Raw genomic sequence first — 20,281 nt, 5'->3', positions numbered from 1 at the left:
CGATTGGCAAACCCTTTTGTTTCGGTCCCGGAATCGGGCGGATCGGTCGGATCGGGCCGGTCGGACGCATCGGGGCGGCTGGTCGGGTCCGCCGGGCCGGCCCGCCGGCGGGGAACCACGCCAAGGGGCGGGAGGGACCCCTGATGCCCCTTGTTCCCGATTGCAGGCGACCCCCATCCGAAGTACAATGGCAGCTTACCCGGTGGACGGGGTGGAGGGAAAGCTTGAACCGCGCGGTCCTGAAAATCGTGAAAGGCGTGTCGGCGGTGCTGGCCGTGGGGGTCCTGGCGCTCGCCGCGCTCTACCTCGCGCGGCGTCCCGAGGGGCCGGCCCCGGCCCGTCCCCCCGCGCCGCACCTGCCGGACAAGGTGGCCAGCCGGGCCGAGAAGATCCGGTACCTCGAGCACCGGGACGGGAGGCCCTTCCTCGAGGTGCTGGCCGCGGAGAACGTCTCCACGCGGGACAACCGGCACCACCTCAAGGGGGTCCGGGCCATCTACTCCGGCGATGCCGACGCCCCGGAACCGACGCTCATCGAGGCGGAGGAGTGCCTCTACGCGGCGGAGGACCAGAGCGTCCGATTCATGGGGAAGGTCACGGTGAGCCGCGCCACCGGGGAGCGGCTGGCCTCCCGGGACGTCCTGCTGGAGAAGGGCGGCGACCGCGTGTCGGGCACGGCGCCCTTCACCTTCGAGAAGCCGGGGGTCCAGGGGTCCGGGACGGGCTTCAAGATGGACCTGAAGACCCGGGACCTCGAGATCCTGAGCACCGCCCGCGTGGACTACGCGCCCGACGCCGCCCAGGCCCCGCCCCGCATCGCCCGGGAAGGCCGGATCCGCTTCCAGTCGGACCGGGCCGAACTGCGGGACGGGGAAAAGACGGGCCAGTTCACCGGGAACTGCCGGCTCGAGAGCGATCTGTCCTACCTCCAGGGCCAGGCCATGCAGGTCGTGGGGACCCCGGAGAACCGTTGCCGGGAGATCACCGCCACCGGCGGGGCGCTCTGCCGCCGACGGGAAAACGGCAAGGACCTGGCCCTGTCGGGGGCCTCCCTCCGGTTCGGGTTGGCCGCGGACGGCCAGACCCTGGAGTCGGTGTCCGCCGCCGGGGGGGCGGGGCTCGGCCTCGAGGGCGCCTCGCTCCGGGGCGACCGGATCGACGTCTTCGCGCGGGCGGACGGCATCCTGGACCGCCTTCACGCCGCGGGGCAGGTCCGTTACGACGGGCCCGCCGGCGAGGGCTCCGCCCGCGGGGACGACCTGACGGCCTCTTTCGCCGCGGCCAACGCCCTGTCCCGGATGGAGATCAACGGCAATGCCGAGGTCGGCCGGCGGGACGGCAAGGGGGAGTCGTCGGTTCGGGCGACCCGCCTGCTCTTCAGCTTCCGGCCGCCGGCGGGGGGGCGCCCGGTCCTCGAGTCCTCCACGGCCTCCGGAAAGGCCCGGGTCCTCTTCACCGGCCCCGACGGCTCGTCCGTGGACGGCACCTGCGACACCCTGACGACGCGCTACGACGCGGCGGGGCGCCTGCCGGTCTCGGCGGAGGGACAGGGCGCGTGCGACTTCCGGACGTCCCGCCCGGCGGGGGGCGAAAAAGTCCAGGTCCGGTCGGACCGGATCGGGTTCGAGTTCTTCCCGGGGCTGACCGAAATCCGGGCCCTGAGCGCCGCCGGGAACGTCCGGTTGACGCGGGCCCGGCCGGGCGCCCCGGCGGAGGAGTCGGAGTCCGACACCCTCCGGGCCGAGTTTTCGGGGGAGGAACGCGGGAAGATCCGGGCCTTGACCCAGTCGGGCCGGTTCCGGTACCGGGAGAAAGGCCGGTCGGCCCGGGCGGGCGAGGCGCGCTTCGAGGGGGACACGCTCCGCCTGACGGGAAAGCCGTCCGTCACGACGCCGGAAGGTTCCATCCGGGCGGCCGTCTTCACCCTGAACGAGAAGCTCGGCACCGTGACCGGCCAGGGGGGCGTGGAAGCCGACCGGGCCCCGTCCACCGGCGGCCCGCGGGGGTTTGCGCTCCCGGGCGGCGGCCGGTCCGGCAACGGGCGGGCCTGGATCCGTTCCGACACTGTCCTCATCGAAGAGAAGAAGGGGCAGGCCCAGTTCCGGGGTAAGTGCCGGATGACCCAGGGGGAGGGCACGTTGACGGCGGAGACCTTCACCCTGCGGGAAGACGGGGGCTTCGTGGCGGAGGGGAAAGCGACGGCGGTGCTGCCGGTCCGGGACGAAAAGGGCCAGGGCGCGGTCCTGCGCATCAACTCCGGTCGCCTCTCCTACCTGCCGGCGCCCCGAAAGCTCCTGCTGGAGGGGCGCGTGGAGACCCGGGGGGCGGAGGGTACCCTCTCCGCCGACACCCTCTGGGGCTTCCTCGACGAAGCGGGCGAGGTGAGGACGCTCTACGCGAAGGGCTCGGTCCGCTTCGACCAACCGGACCGCCACGCCCAGGGCGATGCCACCGTCTACGACGTTGCCTCGGGCAAGGTCGTCCTGGGGGGCAGCCCGGCCCGGGTCGAGGACCTCCGGGAGGGACGCTCCACCCGCGGCGCCCGCCTGACCTTCCGCCGGGGCGACGAACGGGTCCTCATCGAGCCGTCCGGCAGCGTCACCCTGGTGGAGTAGCGTTTCGGGCCCGCGACGGGCCCGTCGGTCGCTCACGTTTTCGTGAAACATTCGTACGGCGACGCCGTAATAGCCTGCCTGTCATTCTTGCGCGAGGAGGAAAGATGCGGAGAAACCGGATTGTCGTGACGGCGCTGCTGTCACTTGCTTTCGTCCTTTCGGCGGCGGCGTTCGCCCCCGCCCAAGGATTCAAGGACCTCCAGGGGAAGGTGGTCGAGAAGACCCTCCCCAACGGCCTGAAGCTGATCGTCCTGCCCCGCCCGGGCGCCCCCACCGTGTCCATGGTGACCTACGCGGACGTGGGCAGCGTGGACGAGGTCAACGGCCGGAGCGGCCTGGCCCACGTCTTCGAACACATGGCCTTCAAGGGCACCTCCACCGTGGGGACCCTGGATTTCGCCAAGGAACAGGAGGCGATGAAGAAGGAGGACGAGGCGTTCCTGGCCTGGCGGGAAGAGAAACTGCGCTACCCGCGGCCCGACGCCGCCCGCCTGGCGGAGCTGGAAAAGTCCCTCAAGGCCGCCCAGGACGAGGCCCGCAAGTACGTCAAGGCCAACGAGATCGGGGAGATCATCGAGCGGGAGGGGGGGCAGGGCCTCAACGCCTTCACCAGCTTCGACCAGACGGTCTACCTCTACTCCCTCCCCTCCAACAAGCTGGAACTGTGGGCGGCGCTGGAGTCCGATCGGTTCACGAACCCCGTGATCCGGGAGTTCTACAAGGAAAAAGACGTCATCATCGAGGAACTGCGGATGGGGGACAGCCAGCCCGTCAGCCGGCTCGTCCAGGACTTCCTCGCGGTGGCCTACCGGGCGCACCCCTACCGTTCCATGGTCATCGGCGAACTGAGCGACCTCCAGGCCCTCCGCCGATCGGACGCCGAGAACTGGTTCCGCCGCTTCTACGGGGCGAAGAACCTGACCATGGTGGTGGTGGGCGACGTGGACCCGGTCAAGACGCTGCCCATGCTGGAGAAGCACCTGGGCCGCATCCCGCCCGGCGAAAAGCCCGGCCGGATCGTCACCGACGAGCCCGCGCAGCGCTCCGAGAAGCGCATCATGATGACCGACCCCTCCCAGCCCTTCCTGGTGATCGCCTACCACCGGCCGGACATCAACGACCCCGCCTACGCCGCCATGGAGGCGCTCGCGGACATCCTGGGCAACGGCCGCTCCTCCCGGCTCAACAAAGCGCTGGTCAAGGAGAAGAAGTACGCGTTGGCGGTCCAGTGCCTGCAACTCGGCGAGAAGTACCCCGGGATCTTCGGCATCATCGCGGTCCCCAACCAGGGGCACACCAACGTCGAGTGCGAAGGCGCCATCTACGACGAACTGGAAAAGATCAAGGCCGAGAAGGTCACCGATGCCGAGTTGGCCGGGTACAAGGCCCGGAACCGGTCCCGTTTCCTCTCCCAACTGGACAGCAACATGGGCCTGGCCATGGGTCTGGCCCGGTCCCAGAACCTTCACGGGGACTGGCGGAAACTCTTCGCCCGGCTCGAGGAGACCAACAAGCTGACCGCCGAGGACCTCCAGGAAGCCGCCCGGAAGATCTTCGTCCCGACAAACCGGACCGTCGGCGAGATCCTGACGGAAAACCCCGACACGGGACTCGCCCAGTGAAGGCCCAAGGGAAAGGAGCAACATCATGAAAACGTCCAGAATCCACGCCCTGATCGTCGTCTGCGCCCTGGCCTTCGCCACCGCCGGCACCCTGCTCTCCGTCCCCCCCCCGGCCACCGGCAAGGACCGGTACGTCGAGAAACTGGTCTTCCCCCCGCTCAACAAGGTCGCTTCACCCGCGGTGGAGCGCTACACCCTGCCCAACGGGTTGAAGGTCTACCTCTGCGAGGACCACGAATTCCCCAAGGTCCAGTTCAGCGTCCAGGTCCGGGGCGGCGAGATCGGATCGCCCGACCGCGCCGGCCTGGTGGAGCTGTTCGGGGAGGTGCTCCGCTCCGGCGGCACCCAGTCCATGAACGGGGACAAGGTGGACGAGTACCTGGAGGGCATCGGCGCCTCCATCTCGTCGGGCGCCGACACCGACAGCGTGAACCTCTACGGGTCGACCCTCACCGAGAACCTCGAGGCGGTCCTGACCCTTTTCGCCGAGTTCGTCACCCGGCCCGGTCTCACCGATGACAAGCTGGACCTGGCCCGGATCCAGGCCAGAAGCGCCATCTCCCGCCGGAACGACGAGGTGATGGCCCTGGTTCAGCGGGAGTTCGCGAAACTGATCTACGGGGCCAACTCCCCGTACGCCCGCCAGATGGAGTACGACGACGTGAACGCCGTGACCCGGGAGGACCTCGTGCGCTACCACGGCCGCTTCTTCCGCCCGGACTTCACCGCCCTGGCGGTCTGGGGCGACTTCGACGCGGCCCGGATGAAGGCCCTCCTGGAGAAGCTCTTCGGGGGTTGGAAAAACGACACGCCGGCCCCGGCCGTCACCCTGCCCGCCATCCCCGAGCGGAAGGCTTCCGTCAACTACATCGAGAAGAAGGACGTCAAGCAGACCTTCATCCTGTTCGGGCTCCCGGGCATCCGCTACGACGACCCCGACTACCCGGCGGTCCGGCTCATGACGGACATCCTCGGGGGCGGGTTCTCCTCTCGCCTCTTCAAGAGCGTCCGCACGGAGAAGGGACTGGCCTACTCCGCCGGGGGGACCATGATGGCCGCCTTCGACCACCCCGGCGCCTTCTTCTTCTTCACCTCCACCAAGCCGGCGAGCACGGGGGAGGCCATCGACACCACGTTCTCCGAACTTCGCCGGATCACCCAGGCCCCCGTCACCGAGGCGGAGATGGCCCTCGCCCGGAACTCCTACCTGAACGCCTACGCCTTCGAGTACGACGACACGGGCGAGGTGGTGCGCCGGCTGATGATCTACGACTTCTACGGGTACCCCGCCGATTTCAACGAGAAGCTCCGGGCGGCCGTGGAGAAGGTGACCCGCGACGACATCCTCCGGGTGGCGCAGAAGTACCTGGTCATGGACCGGCTCACCCTGCTGGCCGCCGGCAAGGGCGAGGATTTCGACAAGCCCCTGTCCACTTACGGCGCCGTCAACACGATCGACGTCACCATCCCCATGCCGAAGAGCACGGAAGTGATCCCCGAGGCGACGCCCGAGACCCTGGCGAAGGGGACCGACCTCCTGCGCAAGGCCGGCGTGTTTCTCGGGGAGAAGGCGCTGCGGAGCCTGCGCAACCTCGCGTCCTCCGGCAAGGCGACCCGGTCCGTCGGCGGATCGCCCTTCAAGATGGACCTCCGGACCCACTTCGTGCTCCCGGACCGGCTTCGCCAGGAAGTCCGCACGCCCATGGGCAACATCGTGATCGCCATCAAGGGGGAGACGGGCTGGATGTCCATGGGGCCGCAGACCATGCCGCTGCCCGGGAGCCAGGCGGAGGCCCTTCGGCTGTCCTTCTACACCGGCTACGGCTGCGTCCTGCTGCTGAAGGAAGCGCTCGAAGGCAAGATCCAGGGCCAGGCCCTGGGCGAGAAAGACTTCGCCGGGAAGAAGGCCCAGGCCGTCCGCGTCATGATCGGCAAGCAGGAGCTGTTCGTCTACCTCGACCCCGCCTCGTCCGAACTCGTGGGCATCCGACACCTGTCCCCCACCGAGAAGGGTCCGGCCATGGTCGAGGAGAGCTTCTCCGGCTGGAAGGACTTCGGGGGCCTCAAGCTCCCCACCGCCATGAAGCAGGTGGCGGGGGAGGAGGAGTTGTCCAGCATGTCCATCGACGAGGCCACCCTCGACGGGGACGTGGACCCCACGGTCTTCGAGCCGCCCGCGGACACGAAGGACGGTGAAGCCGGGGGCGGCAAGTAGCGTCCCCCTCCAGTCCTTTCCTCTCACCAGGCGCCGCCGGCCCCCCGGCGGCGCCTTTTCGTTCGGGACCACCCCGCTCACCGTCTTTTTCTCTCACCAGGCACGGAGACATGCAGTTTGTATTTCAAAGACAAAAAGGTTCTTCTCCGTGCCCCTGCGCCTCTGCGAGATCAACATGAAGTGTTACAAGCACATTCCCCTTCGATTCCCGGTTTTTCCGGGTTCACCCTCCTTGATCGACTTCCAACCCCCCGAAGCGGGACCGGGATACATTTCCGTTGATTCTCGGGAAACGGCGGGGTAAAATTCCCAGTTTTCCGTCCCCGACGCCCGGGGAAGAACCGCAAATCAACCAAGGAGGATCCCATAATGAGTTGCAACAGTTGCTCCAAGGACAAGTTCGTCTATTTCTTCGGCGAGGGGAAGGCCGAAGGGGCCGGCACCATGAAGGACGTGCTGGGCGGCAAGGGCGCCGGCCTGGCCGAGATGACCAACGCCGGGCTGCCCGTCCCCCCGGGCTTCACCATCTCAACGGCCGCCTGCACCCTCTACTATGACAACGAGAAGAAGCTGTCCGGGCATATCCTGTCCGAGATCGACGCCGCCCTGGCCCGCCTCGAGGGCGTCCTCGGCCGCAGGCTTGGCTCCACGGAGGCCCCGCTGCTGGTCTCCGTGCGTTCCGGCGCCAAGTTCTCCATGCCGGGGATGATGGACACCATCTTGAACCTCGGCCTCAACGACGACACGGTCCTCGCCCTCGAGAAGAGCACCGGCAACCCCCGCTTCGCGTGGGACTGCTACCGCCGCTTCATCCAGATGTTCTCCGACGTGGTGCTGGGCGTTTCCAAGAAGGAGATGGAGCACCTGATCGACCACATGAAACACGAGCGGGGCGTCAAGCAGGACATCGAGCTGAACGCCGACGACATGAAGGAGCTGGCCGCCCGCTTCCGCAAGTACGTCTTCGAGAAGATCGGCCGCGAGTTCCCCCAGGACACCAAGGAGCAGCTGATGCTGGCCGTCAACGCCGTCTTCGAGTCCTGGAACAACGACCGCGCCATCCACTACCGCAACATGAACGACATCCCGCACACCATCGGGACCGCCGTCAACGTCCAGGCCATGGTGTTCGGCAACACCGGCGAGACCTCCGGCTCCGGCGTGGGCTTCACCCGCAACCCCTCCACCGGCGCCCGGGAGTTCTACGGCGAGTACCTGCCCAACGCCCAGGGCGAGGACGTGGTGGCGGGCATCCGCACCCCCTTCAAGCTGGAAGAGCTGAGGCGCATCCTGCCCCACGTCTACGACGAGCTGAAGGCCATCACCGACCGGCTCGAGAAGCACTACCGCGACATGCAGGACTTCGAGTTCACCGTCCAGGAAGGCAAGCTCTTCATGCTCCAGACCCGCAACGGCAAGCGCACGGGCGCCGCGGCCGTGAAGGTGGCCTGCGACATGGTGGACGAGGGCCTGATCTCGATCGACGAGGCCATTCTGAAGGTGGAACCCCAGCAGCTCGACCAGCTCCTGCACCCCGTCTTCGCCGCCGGCAACACCTTCGAGGTCATCGCCAAGGGCCTGCCCGCCTCCCCCGGCGCCGCCGTGGGCCGCATCGTCTTCTCCTCCGAGGACGCCGTGGCCATGACCGGGAAAAAGGAAAAGGTCGTCCTGGTCCGCCTGGAGACCTGCCCCGACGACATCCACGGCATGGAAGTCTCCCAGGGCATCCTCACCGCCCGCGGCGGGATGACCTCCCACGCCGCCGTGGTGGCCCGCGGCATGGGCATCCCCTGCGTGGCCGGGTCTGCCGACGTCAAGATCGACGAGGACCGCAAGACCATCGACTTCGCCGGCGGCCTCTCCCTGACGGAAGGGGACTACATCTCCCTGGACGGGTCCAAGGGCGAGGTCTACGTCGGCCAGTTGAAGACCAGTTCCCCCGACCTGCGCAGCGGCGACTTCGGCAAATTCATGACCCTGGTGGACAAGGTCCGCACCCTGAAGGTGCGCACCAACGCCGACATCCCGCGCGACGCCAAGGTGGCCCGCGAGTTCGGCGCCGAGGGGATCGGCCTCTGCCGGACCGAGCACATGTTCTTTGCCCCGGACCGGCTGCCCCACATGCAGGCCATGATCCTGGCCCGCACGGTGGAAGCCCGCGAGGAGGCCCTCGCGAAACTGCTCCCCATGCAGCGCGAGGACTTTCTGGGCATCTTCCGCGTCATGGACGGCTACCCGGTCACCATCCGCACCCTGGACCCGCCCCTGCACGAGTTCCTGCCCAAGCGCGAGGAACTGATGGTGGAAGTGGCCGTGATGAAGGAGCGCAAGGCGCCCGAGGCCGAGATCGAGGAGAAGGAGAAGCTCCTGGCCCGCGTGGAGGAGCTGCACGAGTTCAACCCCATGATGGGGCTGCGCGGCTGCCGCCTCGGCATCGTCTACCCCGAGATGACGCGCATGCAGGCCCGGGCCATCCTGGAAGCCGCCTGCATCGCCAAGAAGGAAGGCGTCAACGTCCTGCCCGAGATCATGATCCCGCTGGTGGGGCGCGTGAGCGAGCTGAAGTGCCAGGCCGACATCGTCCGTGAGACCGCCGAGAAGGTCTTCGCCGAGCAGGGCTTCCGCGTGGAGTTCATGGTGGGCACCATGATCGAGATCCCGCGCGCGGCCGTCACCGCCGACGAGATCGCCGGCGTGGCCGAGTTCTTCTCCTTCGGCACCAACGACCTCACCCAGATGACCTTCGGCTACTCCCGGGACGACGCCGGCGTCTACATCCGCGAGTACCTCAAGCAGGGGATCCTGGAGAAGGACCCCTTCCAGATCCTGGACCGCGACGGCGTGGGCCAGCTGGTGAAGATGGCCGTGGAACGGGGCCGCAAGGGCCGCCCGGGCATCAAGCTGGGCATCTGCGGCGAGCACGGCGGCGAGCCCTCCTCCGTGGAGTTCTGCCACCTGGTGGGCCTCAACTACGTGAGCTGCTCCCCCTACCGCGTGCCCATCGCGCGCCTGGCCGCCGCCCAGTCGGTCGCCAAGACCCGCGTGGACGCCGGCACCCAGCAGAAATAAAAATCCTTCGGATTTTTATCAAGAAAAAAACGGACGCCCGCGGCGGGCGTCCGTTTTTTTGTACGCGCCGCCTGCCGGGCGGCGCTGGAGCGTACGGAAACGGCGGCGGCGATGTCGGCAGCGGGAGGACCTGGAGCTGGCCCAGCGACTGTCCAAGGTCTTTCGTCTCTCGCCTTTGGCCGTCTGAGGTCCGGCCCCGGACGACCCGGGTCGCGCATGCCCCGCGTGCCGCCGGGGGCAAAAAGAGCCATCGGCTTCCAGCCAATGGCTCAACCAAAGGTTTACGAACAAGTCCCGTCTGTTTCCAGTTTCCTGATGCGAGACCATCGGTCTGCTTCCGGAGCCGGACTCACTTCACCGTCGCTACCCTGCACCCTTCCCCCGGATTGTCCCTCTGGTCCTGTTGGTCCTTTTCGTCCTTTGGTCCTTTCGCGCTTCCCTGGCCAGCAGCCTGCCTCCCCTCTCCAGGCGCCGTCTTCACTTCGGCCCGGTAGACCGTCTGGTTCACGGGAATGAACGCCCCCACCAGGGCGCCGGCGCCCGCGCCCGGGAGGAGGCCGAGGGTCCCGAATAATACGGACGCATGGGGCTCCCCTGACTCGCTGCTCTCCCCGTACCGGGCACCGAACGCCGCGCCGGCGGCGAAGCCCGCGCCGGCCCCGATGGCGGCGCCGATGAGGACGTTGCGCGCCCGCCGGTTCTTCGGCCGCAAGCTGACGCGGAAGACCTCCGGCCGGGCGAAGGTCATGGATGTGCCATCGACGGAGAGGGTGAGGACGGCGTCGTTCGCGAACTCCATTTTCCCGGTGTACGACTTCATCTTCTGGGTCACCACCACCATGTTCTGGCCCGGGGAGATCGACGTCACCCGGTCCCACGACCCCTCGGTGTCACGAGCAAGGAAAAACCCGGTGCAAAACGCGGTCAGCAGCGTGCAGATCAGAATGATTCGGTTCATGGTTCCCTCCTGGGGTGAAATTCGGATTCATCATCCAGGGTCAGTATCCCGCGTCGGGACCGGCGACTTGTCACGGGAATGTCATGGATCCGTCAAATGATTGCCCGAGGACTCGCCGCATCGCTCCAGTGGTTAATCGCGGGCTCGTGGCCGATAACCTTCGCCAGCCGGTCACCGACACCGTTTTCCCTTGATTCCGTCCCCGTTTGCGGCTATGTTCCAGGGGCCTCCTCCGGACATCAGGGAAGCGGAAAAAACGCAAGGCGAAGAAAGGGGTTATGCCATGAAATCACTACGGTTGAGTCTTTCTGTCCTCCTCCTCGTCTGCACGGCCGCGTGGCTTTGCGGCGAAGCCCCGACCGCGCCGGCCGGATCGCTGAAAGGCTTGGCGCACACGGTCCCGAAAGACTTTCACGTCCTCGTGGCCCTCGGCGACCTCGACGACCTGCTTGGCCTCGTGTCGGGGATCGTCGGGGAACTCGGGATGCCGGGCATCACCCGCACCTGGGCCCAGGCCGGGGAGGAGTCCACGCGCGTCCTGGGGTTCGACGCGACGTCCGCGGAGGCTTGGGGTCAGGCCGGCTTCGCCCTGGACCAACCGGTCGGGTTTGCGTTCAAGGCGGAGCCGGGAGCGAATCTGATGCTCCTCGTGGCGGGGTTTCGTGACGAAGCCCGAATGATGGAGCGTTTGCGGCAATGGACCGACCGTGCCGGACTCCGGCTGGTGAAAGCGGACGGCCAGGGGCAGGTCTTCCATCACCTCATCGAAAATGGCGAAGAAAACTCCTTCAGCCTCGCCTTCAAGGGGAATCGCGCCTATGCCCTGGCGTCCCCCGACAAGCTCTCCGGGATGGACCAGCGCCTCCAGGCGATCCTCGACCTGGACGAGGCCGCCTCCTTGGCGGCCGACCCCGATTTCAGGGAAGCGGTGGACCCCGTCCCGGCAAGCGGTTATATCAGCCTGTTCATCCGGGATTTTGAACGCCTCTTCCCGAGCCGTTCGGAAGACCCTTCCGACGCTCATGCCCTGTTCGTGAAGGCCGTGAAGTCGTTCTCCCTGGTCCTGGGCGAGCGCGACAGCGCGCTGAGTGCGATCACCCGCTTCCCGCTCCCGCTCGTCGGCAGCCTCCAGCCGGGCCTCGAGTGCGGCACCCTCCTTTCCCGGATGGAAAAGCCCGCGTTCGCCTTCAGCGTCAACGTGGAGTGGACGGAGGAGCTAGCCGCCTTTTGCCGGGCAATGGCCGCAAAAGCGCCGCTGAAAACCGGGGGGGAGGCGGAGAGCGGCGCAGCCTTCCAGACGGAATGGGAGAACCTCCTGGGCACCCTGAAGGGCAAGGTCGCCCTGGGCGGGGCCTTCTACTTGCGCCCCGATGATTTTTCCGGGAAGAAGACCGGTTTCCATCTGCCGGACCTCATCCTGGCAGCCCGCTTGGCGGATCCTTCGGTCATCGACGCCCTCTTCGCCAAGGTGAAGACGATCACGCGCACGGACCCGGTGAAGCTCGGCGACGGGGAGCTCTTCACCCTGGCGGAAGAGGGGGCTTCCCTCTCCCTGGGACGGGCCGGTGACACCTTCTTTTTGGGTCACACCGACCGCGTCCGGAAGGTTCTGGAAGCGAAAGAGGCCCTGTGGACACCGCGCTGCGGGGGGGCGGACCTCCTGGCCTACGAGCTGTTCACCGGGGACATCCTGAAGCTGATGCCCCTGGAAAAAGGGCAGGACGAGCTGAAGGCCGTCTTCGGCACACTGTTCAAGCCGGGCTCGTCGGCGTTCGTGAGCCTCAACGCCCGGCCAAACAGCGTGTTGATCCGGATGAACACCCAGGGGACGCGCCTCATGGTCCCCTTTATGGCCGGCGTCATAGCCATCCCTTCGCTCCTGGAGGCGAAACTGTCCGCCCAGCGGAATGCCGCCGTCGCCACCCTGCACCTCGTTTCCCTGGCGGAGGAGGCCTACGCCGCCCTGAAGGGGGCCCCGTCCCGACGGGCCACCTTCGCCGAGCTGGTTGGCCTTGGCCTCCTGGACGCCCGCTTCGGGACGGACGACCCCGTTTTCGACGGCTATCGCTACTCGCTCCAGGCCACGGAAACGGGTTTCCGGTGCGAGGCCCGCGGCGTGGGCCCCAATACCGGCCGGGTCCTGTCCATCGACGAAACGGGAACGCTCCGGACCGGTGAAGACCATCCCGAGGCCACCCCGGAGAAGCCGCCCGGGCCTTCCAGCCGGCCGGAGGCGGAATATTTGGACCTCGGGCGGCGGATCGCGGAGGCCTACAACACCCGCTCGGTTGAAAAAACCATGGAACTCTACGATATGGAGTTGTTTTTCCGCTCGGTGGAGTCGGAACTGGCGTTGGACCCGGAGACGGCCAGGAACTTTCGCTCGGGGATGCTGATCGGCTTCCGAAACGCCTTCACGATGAACATGGAAATCATGGAGCAAAACCGGAACAGGCTTCGGATGATTCGGGTCCTCGAAGTCGATGGGGAGAAACGGGTCCGGTTCCGAATCATCGGGGCCACGGGGATCGATTACCTCGACGCCATGGTGCAGGAAACGCCGTCCGGAGCGCTGAAGGTCACCGACAGCTACTCCTTCTCCGCCGGGCTGTCCTTGTCGAAGACACTGAAAAGCGCACTGGTCATCATCCTGGGCGGCGTGACGGGTTCGGGCCTGTCGAAGCCGGCAGCCGACCTCTCCCGGGACTTGACGACGGTTCAGGACGTTCGGCAGGCCATGCTCGCCGGGGACCTTGCCGAGGCCCTGAAGCTGTGGGGGGACGTTTCCGCCGGCACGAAGGCGACACGACTGGGGTACTCGATCCGGATGGAACTGGCCGGCCTGCAGGGCGACGAAGAACTGCTCGAGGCGATCCGGAGCTTCTCCGTGGCTTTCCCGAACGACCCGATCGTCGAGTCCTGGAGGTACGATCACGCCGAGAGAACCGAGGATCTTGACGGTGCGTCGGCAGCCCTCGAAGCGCTTGACCGGAAAATCCAGGGAGACCCTTACCTGGACTCCGAGCGCGCGACGGTTGCCCTCCAGCGCGGGACACTGGATGAGGCGCGCAGGCTGGCGGAAAAAGTCCGGAAGCTGGATCCGGACTTCGAGGACCCCTGCCTGGTGCTCCTGTTCTGCGACATCCAGGAGGAGCGTTTTGCCGCGGCTGCGACCTGGTGCGATGTGTTGAAAAAGCACTTTGACATCGACTTGTCCGAGGCGTTGAAGGACCCCCAATTCGAGGCGTTCACGCGTTCGGAGGAATATCAGGCCTGGCAGAAATCCTTGACGAAATAGGAGGTTCGCACGCGCCGTCCCGGCGCGGGGGTGCGGGGATTGGGGTGACCTCGAGTGTTGTCCGCGTCGGGACGACGCGTAGGAACTTTGTCCGCGTCGGGACGACGCGTAGGAACTTCGTCCGCGTCGGGACGACGCGTACGAACGGGGGGGTCAGCCTTGCTTCGCGCCGCAGTCGGGGCAGAACTTGACGCCCGGCTGGACCTTGGTTCCGCACTCGGTGCAGTGCTTCTCCACCTTGCACGCGGCCCCGCACTCGGGGCAGAACTTGGCGTTGGAGGCCAGGGGGGCCTCGCACTGGGGGCAGGAGGCGCGGATGTTCTGCCGCCAGTTCTCCGTGGAGAGCTTCTTGTCCTCCTCCGCCATGGCGGCGTGGGCCCAGACCTCCTCCACCGATCGGCTGGCCTGGGCGGCGGCCATCTCCACGCCCAGGTCCGGCGCGCAGCCCTTGCAGAGGCCCTTCTTGGTGTTCCAGCACTTCTTGCGGCAGACCCATCCGCTGCAGCGAGGGCACTGGACGAAGTCCGGGGCCAGTTCCTTGAGGGCCTCCTGGTAGGCCTTGTCCCGGTTTTTCTGCCAGCTCGCGCTGTGGACCCGGTGACTGACGTCGGACGCGTTCCCGAAGATCCCGCCGAACCAGCCCCCGGCCACGTCCAGGACCTCCTTGATCCCCCCCGTGGCGGACGCCCTGAAGGTCGAGCGGTACCCGGAGTGGCACTTGTTGCAGATGAACTCGAACTGGTAGCCCCGGTCGGTGCTGAGGTCGCGGCACTCGTGGACGTACTCGAATTTGTCTCCCATGATCGATGCCTTTCCGATGGAATGCCGCCGGCCCGGGCGGCGACGTAACGCGGTATTGTACCCGCAGGCGCCCGCCGCGTCCACCAAAATGTCGGACGACAAAATTTGAGCGGGACCGGCCCGTTCGTGTTGTATAATGCGTTCGACACCGGCGCGTGGATGGCCCATGGACCCCGTCTACACCCTCCTGATCGTGGATGACGACCCCAACATCCGGCGGCTCCTGGAGAGCCTGGCGGAGGAGCTGGAGTTGTTCCGCGTCCTCACCGCCGAGTCCGCCTTCGACGCGCTCGAGGTCCTCAACATCGAGAACGTGGACGTCCTCATGACGGACCAGATGATGCCCCGGATGACGGGCATCGAACTGCTGGCCATTACCCACAGCCGTTTCCCCGACCTGGTCCACATCCTCGTCACCGCCGTTTCCGACATCACCGTTGCCGTGGACGCCATCAACCGGGGGCACCTGTTCGCCTGGGTCCAGAAGCCCATCGGCGAGGAGCAGTTCTGGGGGGTCCTCCGGAAAGCCCACGCCCGGTGCATGGAGCGGGAGAAGCTCAAGCGCGAGGCGGTCGCCGCCCCCGCCGCGGCCCGGATGGTCGGCCCCTACCTGGTGGAGAGAACGCTGGGCGAAGGCGGGATGGGGACCGTTTTCCGCGCCCGCGACACCCGCGAGGGGCGCGTGGTGGCCATCAAGGTCCTGCGGGACGTCTCCAGCGACGCCATCCGCCTGCAGCGGTTCCAGCGGGAGGTGATGGTCTCCGAGAAGGTCCGCCACCCGGGGGTCGTGCGGGTGCTGGACCAGGGCTGGCACGAGAACCGCCCCTACATCGTGACCGAGTACCTGGAAGGGCAGAACCTGGGGGATTTTCTGCATCAGTGGGACCCCGGGGACCTGGGCGGCCGCTGCCGTTTCGGTGTCGCCCTGGTGAAGATCCTCCGGCACATCCACGCGAGCGGGGTGGTTCACCGGGACCTCAAGCCCAGCAACATCTTCATCGAGAACGGGGCGGAAGAGCCGGGGGAGCGGATCCGCATCCTGGATTTCGGCATCGCCAAGGTGGCGGAAGTCCCGCAGATCACCCAGACGGGTTCCCTGGAGGGGACCCTGGAGTACATCGCCCCCGAGTGCCTGGCGGCCTTCAGCGAGGCGAACCCCGTCTCGGACCTCTATGCCCTGGGCGTCGTCTTCTGCGACCTGTTCTTCGGAAGCTCCCCCTTCCGGGGCCTTCCCATCGCGGAACTCCTGGAACGGAAGCAGAAGGGCGACGTCGTGCTGCCGGAGGACCGGGGGGTCCCGCCGGAACTGGGAAAGATGATCCGGGGACTGATGCACCCGGACCCCGGCCAGCGGTTGGCCGACTACGACCTGATCGAGTTCGTCCTGGGCCGGTTCTCCTGCTGCGATCCCCCTTCGCGGGCCCGCTGACACGGGGCTTGACGCCATGGAGAACACCCGGGCACGCGTCCTCGTCCTCAACCCTCCCTTCCTTCCCGGCTTCGTCCGCTCGGCCCGCTGGGCCGCCCGGTCGCGCGGGCGCGTCCAGCGCCACCCCGACTACCTGCTCACCGCGGTGGCGGTCCTGGAGCAGGTGGGGCACCTGGTTCTCTTCCTCGACGGGGCCGCGCTGGACGTGGCCCGGGACCGGGTCCTGGCCAAGGCGGAGCGGTTCCGGCCCGACCTGGCGGTGCTCCACACCACCACGCCCTCCATCTACAGCGACCTCGGCTTCGCGGCGGCCATCAAGGCCCGGACCGACGCCGTGGTGGCCCTGGTGGGCAACCACGCGACCGCGGAGCCGGACGACACCTTCCGGATCGCCGGGGACGGGGTGGACGTCATCCTCCGGGGCGAGTACGACTTCTCCCTGCGCGACCTGGCGGCCGACCCCACCCGCCGGGACATTGGCGGGCTCTCCTTCCGCCGCGACGGGGTCGTCACCCACAACCCGCTCCCGCCCCCCCTCGACGTGAACGAACTGCCCGTCCCCGCCTGGCGCCACGTGCGCCCCGAGTGGTACCCCGACGCGGGCAAGCTCTTCCCTTTCCTCACCCTCCTCTCGGGGCGGGGCTGCTTCGCCCGGTGCACCTTCTGCCAGGACCCCCAGATCAGCGGGGGGCGCCGCCTGCGCATGCGCGACCCCGCCCGGGTGGTGGACGAGATGGAATCCGACCTGCGGGTCTTCCCGCGGATCCGGGAGATCATGTTCGAAACCGACACCTTCTCCGCGCTTCCGGCCCACGTGTCGGGGGTCTGCGAGGAGATCCTCCGGCGCGGCCTGAAGGTCCGCTGGAGCTGCAACACCCGGGTGGACATCGACCTGTCCCTGCTCCCCCTGATGAAGCGGGCGGGGTGCCGCATGCTCATGACGGGTTTCGAGTTCGGCACCCAGGAGGCCCTGGACGCCGTCCGCAAGGGGGTGACCCTCGAGCAGAGCCGCCGGTTCGCCCGGGCGGCCCGGAAGACCGGCCTGACGGTCCATGGCTGCTTCATGATCGGCGCCCCTGGGGAAACCCGGGAGTCGGCCCGCAAGACCATCGACTTCGCCTGTTCCCTCCCCATGGACACCGTCCAGTTCTCCGGGATCTGCGTCTACCCGGGGACGGAGATGTACGACTGGGCGAAGGCCGGCGGCTTCCTCGTCCCCCGGGACTGGCGGGAGTGGGTGAGCGAAACGGGCGAGCAGGTCACCCTGCTGAACTACCCCGACCTGCCCAAGGCGGAAATCGACGCCCTCATCGACGAGGGGTTGCGCCGGTTCTACCTGCGGCCCCGGCAGATGATGAAGATGATGGCCGCCGTGCGATCGTGGGGGGATGTCCGGCGGAAGGTCTACGGCGCCCGGAAGTTCTTCGGCTATTTCCGGGACAAGAAGCGCGGGGGACGCGGGTGAGAGCGTCCGTCGTGGTGCCGGTGTACAACGCCGCCCGGTCGGTTGCGCCCACGGTGGAGGCGCTCCTGGCCCTGGAAGGGCCGGACGGGCCTCCCGAGCTGGTCCTGGTGGACGACGGCTCCACCGACGACACGGCGGCCGTCCTGTCGGCATACCCCGTCCGCGTCATCGGGCGGCCCAACGGCGGGCCGGCGGCGGCGCGCAACACGGGGTGGCGGTCGTCGCACGGGGACGTGGTCCTCTTCACCGACTCCGACTGCGTCCCGCCCCCGGGCTGGGTGAACGGCATGCTGGCGGCCTTCGCCGACCCCGCGGTGGGGGCGGCGGGCGGGAGCTACGACATCGCCAACCCGGGGAACCGGCTCTCGCGGCTGATCCACGCCGAGATCCTCCGGCGCCACGCGGGGATGCCCGCCCGGGTGAAGGCGCTGGGTTCGTACAATCTGGCGGTCCGGCGCGAGGTGCTGGAGCGGGTGGGGGGCTTCGACGAGTCCTTCGCCACCTCCAGCGGCGAGGACAACGACCTCTCCTACCGGGTCCGGGGCGCCGGCTTCCAGCTCGCCTTCAACCCCGCCTGCACCGTGGCGCACCGGCACCCCGAGCGCGTGCGGCCCTACCTTCGCACCCAGTTTGTCCACGGCTACTGGCGCAGCCACCTTTACCGCCGCCATGCCGCCTATATGAAGGGCGACGACTACAGCGGCTTCGGCGATTTTCTCGACGCCTTCCTGGCCGCCCTCACCCTGGCCGGCGCCGGGGCGGCCCCGGCCCTCGCCGCCCTCGCCCCCCGCCTGGCCCCCCCGGCTGCCGTCGCGGCCGCGGCTTCCCTGGCGGCCCTGCTGGGGGTGAGCGGGGTCACCGCCGGTCGCCTGGCCCGGCGGGCGGGGGATGGGTCCCTCCTCCCGTTCGGCACCCTGGTTCTCGCGGCCCGGGCCTTCGCGCGCATCACCGGCTGGTTCCTGGGCGCCCTGCGCGTCCCGCTGCCGGGAAAGGCCTTCCGCCGGCAGCGTTGACGATCCCCCCCAAAGGCCTTTCCTCTCACAGCGGCACGGAGGCACGGAGAATGGCAAATCGTGTGTAGTGGAATCCACAATCCTGATGATTCTTCTCCGTGCCTCCGTGCCGCTGTGAGATCCGAATCCGGGCGTCCGGGGGATGTCGACGCTGATTGCTTTTCAGTAGACATTTGACGAATTATAAAAACAGAATCGACATCGGACCGATCGGTCCGATCCGACGGATCCGACGGATCGGCCCGATTTTTCGCCCGCACCGCTCAGGGAAGGTTTGTCTTTGCGGTGAATCCAAGCTATAATCACCCGGATTCGGCTGTGCCGGCGCGAGAGAGAGCAAACCAACCCCAAAGAGGAAGCGATGACCGAAGCCCTGAAAAAGTCCCTGCGCGAGTCCGCCACCGTCCGGTGGGCGACCCTGACCACGGTCTCCCTGGCCATGCTGTGCGGTTACTTCATGACCGACGTCATGGCCCCCCTCAAGCCCATGCTGGAACGTCAACTGGGCTGGAGCAGCACCCAGTACGGCGTCTTCACCAGCGCCTACGGCTGGTTCAACGTCTTCCTGCTGATGCTCATCATCGGCGGGATCATCCTCGACAAGATGGGCATCCGTTTTTCGGGGGTCATGTCCACCCTGCTGATGGTCGGCGGCGCCCTGCTGAAGTACTACGCCATCACCCACACCTTCGACCCCAAGCCCATCCTCCACTGGCTGCCCCTGATCGGCGGGATGCCCGTCCAGATCTACCTGGCGGGCCTCGGGTTCGCCATCTTCGGCGTGGGCGTGGAGGTGGCCGGGATCACGACGTCCAAGGTCATCGTCCGGTGGTTCAAGGGGAAGGAACTTGCCTTGGCCATGGGCCTGCAATTGGCCACCGCCCGTATCGGGACGGCCCTGGCCCTCATGATCAGCGCCCCCATCGCCGAGTCCTTCAAGTCGGTGTCGGCCCCGTTGCTGCTGGCCCTGGTGATGCTCGTCATCGGCTTCATCAGCTACCTGGTCTACAACGTCATGGACCGCAAGCTCGACGCCTCGGAAGCCCACCTGGAGGCGAGCGGGGACGACTCGTTCCGCCTCTCGGACATCGGCTTCATCCTGAAGAACAAGGGCTTCTGGTACATCGCCATGCTCTGCGTCCTCTTCTACTCGGCGGTGCTCCCCTTCCTCAAGTACGCCAACGACCTCATGGTCCAGAAGTACGGGGTCGATACCAGCCTGGCCGGCCTGATCCCCGGCCTGCTCCCCTTCGGCAACATCTTCATGACCCCCGTCTTCGGGCGCATGGTGGACCGCAAGGGCAAGGCCGCCTCCATCATGTTCCTCGGTTCCGGCCTTCTGATCGTCGTCCACCTGCTCTTCGCCCTCCCGGTGCTGAGCAACTGGCTTTTCGCCCTCTTCCTGATGCTGGTCCTGGGCGTGGCCTTCTCGCTGGTGCCTTCCGCCATGTGGCCCTCGGTGCCCAAGCTGATCCCCGAGAAGCAGCTCGGCACGGCCTACGCGCTGATCTTCTACATCCAGAACTGGGGCCTGATGGGCGTGCCCGCCCTGATCGGCTGGGAACTCGACCAGTTCTGTGTCATCTCGAGGACGACGGCGGCGGACGGGACCATCCTGGTGGCCTACAACTACACCATCCCAATGCTGACGTTCATGGCGTTCGGCATCCTGGGGCTGCTCTTCGCCTACCTGCTCAAGGTCGAGGACCGGAAGAAGGGCCACGGTCTGGAACTGCCGTCGCACGTGAAGGCATAGGCTGAAGGCGGGGGCGACAAGCTGCCGGCTGGGTGGCCCC

11 protein-coding genes are annotated in these 20,281 nt (G+C 67.3%); 9 read left to right on the top strand and 2 right to left on the bottom strand.

Annotation, left to right across the window (positions count from 1 at the left end; genetic code table 11):
- The first annotated feature begins 224 nt into the window (after positions 1 to 224).
- From lptC to KA419_06320, 4 genes are all read left to right on the top strand, one after another.
- Complete coding sequence (lptC, locus tag KA419_06335) at positions 225 to 2,615, top strand: LPS export ABC transporter periplasmic protein LptC (GenBank protein MBP7865550.1); 2,391 nt, start codon at positions 225 to 227, stop codon at positions 2,613 to 2,615.
- Between the two features lie 104 nt (positions 2,616 to 2,719).
- Entirely contained in the window at positions 2,720 to 4,237 is a 1,518-nt protein-coding gene (locus KA419_06330) for an insulinase family protein (GenBank protein MBP7865549.1), read from the top strand.
- A 25-nt stretch (positions 4,238 to 4,262) separates the two neighbouring features.
- Positions 4,263 to 6,452, top strand: a complete 2,190-nt coding sequence (locus tag KA419_06325; GenBank protein MBP7865548.1) for an insulinase family protein — start codon at positions 4,263 to 4,265, stop codon at positions 6,450 to 6,452.
- Positions 6,453 to 6,821: 369 nt separating this feature from the next.
- The gene (locus tag KA419_06320; GenBank protein ID MBP7865547.1) at positions 6,822 to 9,521 is read left to right on the top strand and encodes a pyruvate, phosphate dikinase; all 2,700 of its coding nucleotides are present in this window, start codon (positions 6,822 to 6,824) and stop codon (positions 9,519 to 9,521) included.
- A 349-nt stretch (positions 9,522 to 9,870) separates the two neighbouring features.
- Here KA419_06320 and KA419_06315 read toward each other — a convergent pair whose 3' ends face one another.
- Positions 9,871 to 10,479 (bottom strand): hypothetical protein, encoded by a 609-nt coding sequence (locus tag KA419_06315; protein MBP7865546.1) that lies wholly within the window; start codon positions 10,477 to 10,479, stop codon positions 9,871 to 9,873.
- Positions 10,480 to 10,762: 283 nt separating this feature from the next.
- Between KA419_06315 and KA419_06310 the strand changes: the two genes are divergently transcribed.
- Positions 10,763 to 13,777, top strand: coding sequence for a hypothetical protein (locus KA419_06310; protein MBP7865545.1), 3,015 nt, complete (start codon positions 10,763 to 10,765; stop codon positions 13,775 to 13,777).
- A gap of 153 nt (positions 13,778 to 13,930) precedes the next feature.
- Here the strand turns inward: KA419_06310 and KA419_06305 are convergent, their stop codons facing one another.
- Entirely contained in the window at positions 13,931 to 14,578 is a 648-nt protein-coding gene (locus KA419_06305) for a zinc-ribbon domain-containing protein (protein ID MBP7865544.1), read from the bottom strand.
- A 166-nt stretch (positions 14,579 to 14,744) separates the two neighbouring features.
- On the opposite strand from KA419_06305, the gene KA419_06300 reads away from it, so the two are divergent.
- The 4 genes from KA419_06300 (at position 14,745) to KA419_06285 (ending at position 20,241) form a co-directional block, all read left to right on the top strand.
- Complete coding sequence (locus KA419_06300; protein ID MBP7865543.1) at positions 14,745 to 16,007, top strand: protein kinase; 1,263 nt, start codon at positions 14,745 to 14,747, stop codon at positions 16,005 to 16,007.
- A 16-nt stretch (positions 16,008 to 16,023) separates the two neighbouring features.
- Complete coding sequence (locus tag KA419_06295) at positions 16,024 to 17,472, top strand: radical SAM protein (GenBank protein MBP7865542.1); 1,449 nt, start codon at positions 16,024 to 16,026, stop codon at positions 17,470 to 17,472.
- Entirely contained in the window at positions 17,469 to 18,485 is a 1,017-nt protein-coding gene (locus tag KA419_06290) for a glycosyltransferase (protein MBP7865541.1), read from the top strand. Before KA419_06295 ends, KA419_06290 begins: the two co-directional genes overlap by 4 nt.
- Positions 18,486 to 18,846: 361 nt before the next feature.
- Entirely contained in the window at positions 18,847 to 20,241 is a 1,395-nt protein-coding gene (locus tag KA419_06285; GenBank protein ID MBP7865540.1) for an MFS transporter, read from the top strand.
- Positions 20,242 to 20,281 lie beyond the last annotated feature (40 nt).

The organism is Acidobacteriota bacterium (genome assembly GCA_018001935.1).
Lineage (GTDB): Bacteria > Acidobacteriota > JAAYUB01 > JAAYUB01 > JAAYUB01 > JAGNHB01.
Note: the sequence above shows the minus strand (reverse complement) of the source record. Positions and strands in the feature narration are given on the sequence as shown.